Origin of the sequence: Leptolyngbya sp. FACHB-711, from assembly GCF_014695615.1 — a bacterium.
Classification (GTDB): Bacteria; Cyanobacteriota; Cyanobacteriia; order Elainellales; family Elainellaceae; genus Leptolyngbya_A.
Genome location: NZ_JACJOR010000203.1, coordinates 1 through 4,491, shown reverse-complemented (window position 1 = coordinate 4,491; position 4,491 = coordinate 1). Strand labels below are relative to the sequence as shown.

The 4,491-nt window shown below is 47.9% G+C and carries 4 protein-coding genes; 1 reads left to right on the top strand and 3 read right to left on the bottom strand.

The genetic code is table 11. The features are described 5' to 3' along the window. Positions 1-1,733 (bottom strand): NACHT domain-containing protein (locus H6F80_RS07675; protein WP_190790993.1); only part of this gene is annotated, 1,733 nt, incomplete at its 3' end. 124 nt (positions 1,734-1,857) lie between these two features. On the opposite strand from H6F80_RS07675, the gene H6F80_RS07670 reads away from it, so the two are divergent. Next, complete coding sequence (locus H6F80_RS07670; RefSeq protein WP_199296435.1) at positions 1,858-2,100, top strand: hypothetical protein; 243 nt, start codon at positions 1,858-1,860, stop codon at positions 2,098-2,100. A 356-nt stretch (positions 2,101-2,456) separates the two neighbouring features. Here the strand turns inward: H6F80_RS07670 and H6F80_RS07665 are convergent, their stop codons facing one another. Together H6F80_RS07665 and H6F80_RS07660 are read right to left on the bottom strand one after the other, a co-directional pair. Next, positions 2,457-3,056: a DUF3318 domain-containing protein gene (locus H6F80_RS07665; protein ID WP_190790992.1), complete on the bottom strand. Its 600-nt coding sequence runs from the start codon at positions 3,054-3,056 to the stop codon at positions 2,457-2,459. A gap of 26 nt (positions 3,057-3,082) precedes the next feature. Continuing rightward, complete coding sequence (locus tag H6F80_RS07660) at positions 3,083-4,294, bottom strand: M20 metallopeptidase family protein (protein ID WP_190790991.1); 1,212 nt, start codon at positions 4,292-4,294, stop codon at positions 3,083-3,085. Between the last annotated feature and the right edge of the window lie 197 nt (positions 4,295-4,491).

Sequence of the window (4,491 nt, the reverse complement as noted above, 5' to 3'; positions counted from 1 at the left end):
AGTTGTTCCTTAAAGTAGTCGTTTAAATCAAACTTCCCTAACCATAAGCCTATAACTTCCTTCCACTGAGGTTCAAAAATTCGATATTTGCCATACTTCATAGGTTTATCAATGTGAGTTTGAGGAAGGAAGAAGCTCCAATCGTCGATCGCCAAAGCTGCAAAATACTCCTGAAATGTAGGATGAAAGAAGGCATACGTAGCTTCATGGGGTTTTTCTGATGTGGTTCCAATATAATTAAGCCAACCTAACTGAACGGCTTTATAGAATAAAGACCCTCTTGCATCTGATTTGCCCATTGCTGATATATCCTCAATCTGGCTCTTTCTCAACCTGAATCGACTGTCATGGCTGTCAAGAGCAGTTTTAGCAACTTCGCCAAGTGCTGAGTTTAAAGTATCTCGTTCGGTACGATCGATTTCCACCTCAGAATGTTTTCGTGCTTGTAGGTCATAGTAGTAATCAACAAAAAGTCGATAAAGCTCAGCTTTTGTGTCAGGTAGTTCTCCAATGTGTGATTCCCAAATGTAGCAGAGCAATGATAAACGCAAAGGATTTTTTACAGAGTCGCGAATTCTTTCTTTACCTGGTAGATAAAGTTGCTGGATTAACGCATCCCCTAATTGAGAATCAACTCCATCTCTTGTGAAAAACCGATAAATGTATGCTTCAATCTGATTTCGATATTTGTTAATAGGTGTTTGATAATCAAATGCAAGAGTCCGAAAAACTTTAAATCTAGGTAGTGCATAAACATCCCAGGTGTTCAAACGGCAGGTTAGAACAACCTTGACCCGATCTGCCCATGCTTCTTTTAATTGCTCTCCAATCATTTGGAGAGAATTACCAGTTGTTGTTAGTTCGTCTGCTCCGTCTAATAAAAGCCAAACCTTTCCCGTCTGCAATAAAGCATTGATGCTTGCCTCCCATTCAGAGGACTCAACGCTTCTGGGTTTAGCATTTTTTTTAAGAAGATGGCTTAGAAACTCAAACGTGGGTGATACTCCACATTTACCCAGCGAAATCCAGATTGGAAACATTCCTTTCAGGTAAAGGCGATCGCCTATTTTTTGCAACAGTGTTGTCTTACCTGAACCTGGCTCTCCCGTAATGACCAGACGAGAGTTATCTGAAGTATTGGAGTTACAGATGACCTCACTTAAAAAAATCTCCTCATTATCAAATCGCTTAACGATTTCGTCCTCAACAGGTTGTAATAGCTGAGAACCCTGCTCAACGGAACTTACATCAGAGCGCCGATACTGTTTTTGCTTGCGCTCGATCAGTCCAACAGATATGAATAATTTAGCGGGATCAATACAAACTCCATCCTTTGCCATCAAATATTCAAGAGTTGGAGATTGAATCTGACGATCGAGCATTGCGCGGCATACTTCTTTCCAATAATCATCGGGATAGCCCTCTCCAATTCCATAACCCGCTTCAATTAGCCATTGTGGTAAGCGTTTCCAATCAATCTCACTTTTGTCTGGAAGAAGTTCAAGAATCTGCTGCCTAACACGTCCAGTCAAGGCAGTTTTGACAGTTCCTTTCGTGACAGAGCAGTGTTTCGCAATTTCTCCCTGATCTAATTCGCACAGTATGCCTTTCAGATACTCCCAATTTCTGGGCGTAATTTTTCCTGTCCTTTCCAGGTCAGAGCGGAGCCTGTCCAGATCAAACCTTTGCCTAGCTTGCTCGAAAAGAGGAGGTTGTGACGAAGGTGAAGGCATCGAAAACCCAGAGATTGCGAGAAACACAAGCTGATTCAATGCTAACTGATTGCTAACACTTGAGAGGCGATTCGCAGCGGTCTACCCAGTTAAGTTAGGTTCATTGAGTTGAAAACAGTAATCGATGCAACACTCCACTCCTCAGTCTCCCACAGCCAAAACACAGCCTGTTCAGGTTGTGATTACGAATCCTGGCTCGATCGAGCCTCCCTCAGCTTGGATGCAGTATGGCACTAGCCCCACTGAGATCATCCTTGCAACCGCGATCGTTATCGGCGCGATCGCAGGAGTAATTAGCTCCATAGCCCTCCTGCTCCAGGTTCTTGTACCCGTCATGAAAGGAAACCCATCACGGGGAAGGAAGTAGTGCAGCTTCGAGGTGGCTGGAATCTTTTGGATAAACCAATTGAGAGGGTTCCAGTCATGTCAAATTTCTTGCCTTTCAAGAAGAAGACTCGAAATGCTGACCTTTAAGCTCGAATGTCCACCCTCCGGACTTAAAGCTTTAACCTTTTTGCTAGAAATTTCAACCTCGAAGCCTAAAACTCTGACTCTAGAATTTGGAACTTCAGCCTTTTTACTTCAGTTACAAGGCTCAGAACCTGAAATGCCGAGCAAATTGCTGAGACTTTGAGCCTTCATATCTCTATCGCCAATCTCCAAGAGCAAACAATGAGACTTCCTACCAAACCATTCCTACTCGCTTTCACGCAGTTAAGTCCCTCAATCCCCCCGACCCCCAATCGCCCTCAAACTCTGACACCGCACCTGTTCCTCCACCGTGATCGATCGCCCTTCCAGTAAAGCAACCGCCTCGATCGCCTCGATCAAATATCGGGCTGCCTCTGTGCTGGTGTAACCTCTTCGCTGGGCGATTGCGATCGCTTCTTCGTCTGCCAGTTGGGACTGCTCCAGGCTGCGGCTTTTGCGCCAGATCTGGCTAGCTGCCAGAAACGTGAGTCCAGTGGTTACAACAATGCCTGCGGGGTCAGAACGCAAAAATTCCCAGCCGATCGCCGCAAATCCAACTGCCGTGAGTCCCTGATACAGGCTGGGTTTAAACCAGTCAATCGAGAGTAGCCAGCTTACCTTTTGCAGCAGCAGCAGATCGCGCTGAGGTTGGGTCAGCATTTGCCAGCGGTCAAAGTTGATGGCGATCGGGCGAGATTCGCTCCAGGGCAGTGGAACCTTTGCAGCAATAACTTGCGGCTGATTCGGTTTGCTGACAATTTTGCAGTACATCCGCCCGGAAGCAGGCATCAGGTCAATCAGCCGGTATTGTTCATCGCCTTTTTCATTACCTGAAACAGGAGTTCCTTCCATAGATGCCTTTTCCAAACATCCGCTTATCAAGAGCAGAACTTTTCAACGCAGCGAGCAAAAATTTCAACACCCATTCCCAGAGCCGTCTCATCAAAATCAAATCGGGGGTGATGATGCGGATACGCCAGCCCTTTGCTGAGGTTTGCCGAGCCAAGGAAGAAATAGCAGCCGGGAACTTCCTGCAAAAAGTACGACATATCTTCGCCGCCCATGGTCTGACAGTCGGGCACAATGCCGATCGGCGTTTCTACCACTTCTTCAGCGATCGATCGCACAAGCTGAGCAATGGCGCGATCGTTGATCACAGGCGGATAAAATTCGTCGTAGTCCAGATGATAGGTTGCGCCATGGCTCTGGCAGATACCTGAAATAATTTGCGCCATCCGTTCGCGGAAAAATCCTTTCAGGCTGGGGTCAAAGTAGCGCACGGTTCCGGTCATTCGCGCCGTGTCTGCAATCACGTTGTTGGCATGTCCGGCATGGAGTGATCCAACCGTCACCACTCCGGCTTTGAGCGGATCAACATTGCGAGAGACGATCGTTTGCAGCGCATTCACAATTTGGGCACTAACCACAATGGCATCGATCGTTTGCTGCGGAATTGCGCCATGTCCGCCACGTCCCTGAATCGTGCAGTCAAACAGCTCTACCGCCGCCATGAGTGCCCCTTCCCGAACGCCCACCGTTCCAAGCGGCAGGTTGTTCCACAGGTGCAGCCCAATTACAGCATCAACTTTAGGGTTTTGCAGGACGCCCGCCTGAATCATCGGCTCTGCACCACCTGGACCTTCTTCCGCAGGCTGAAAGATAAACTTCACCGTTCCGGCAAATCGCTCTGGATGCTGCGACAGGTAATAAACCGTGCCAAGGGCGATCGTCGTATGTCCATCATGTCCGCAGGCGTGCATTTTGCCAGGATGCTGCGATCGATAAGCAACTTCGTTTTCTTCCTGAATTGGCAGCGCGTCCATATCTGCCCGAATTGCCAGAACAGGCCCAGGCTGGCTACCCGTGACAGTTGCTACAATGCCTGTTTGAGCAATGCCCGTCTGGTATGCAATGCCCCATTCCTGCAGCTTTTGCGCCACAAACTCCGCCGTGAGCTGCTCCTCAAATCCCAATTCTGGACGCTGATGCAGGGTGCGCCGCCATTCGACTAACTGCGGCTGAAGCGACTGAATTTCAGCGCGAATTCGAGATAAATTGACAGTGAGCGCGGGAAGGGACGTAGAAACCATAATTGCTTAAAAAATATTTCTTTTCTCTAACTTAACCGATCGCAGCAATCGTATGCTTCATCGTTCCCCGAAGAGATAATTGCTCCCTCCTTACATTCTCCTATTCACTCCTCAAGCCTCATCTGCCCTTCATGCCCCTGCCTGCCCTACCCGAAGGCTACCTTTTGCGTCCTGCGGTTGCCGCCGATCGTAGGCAA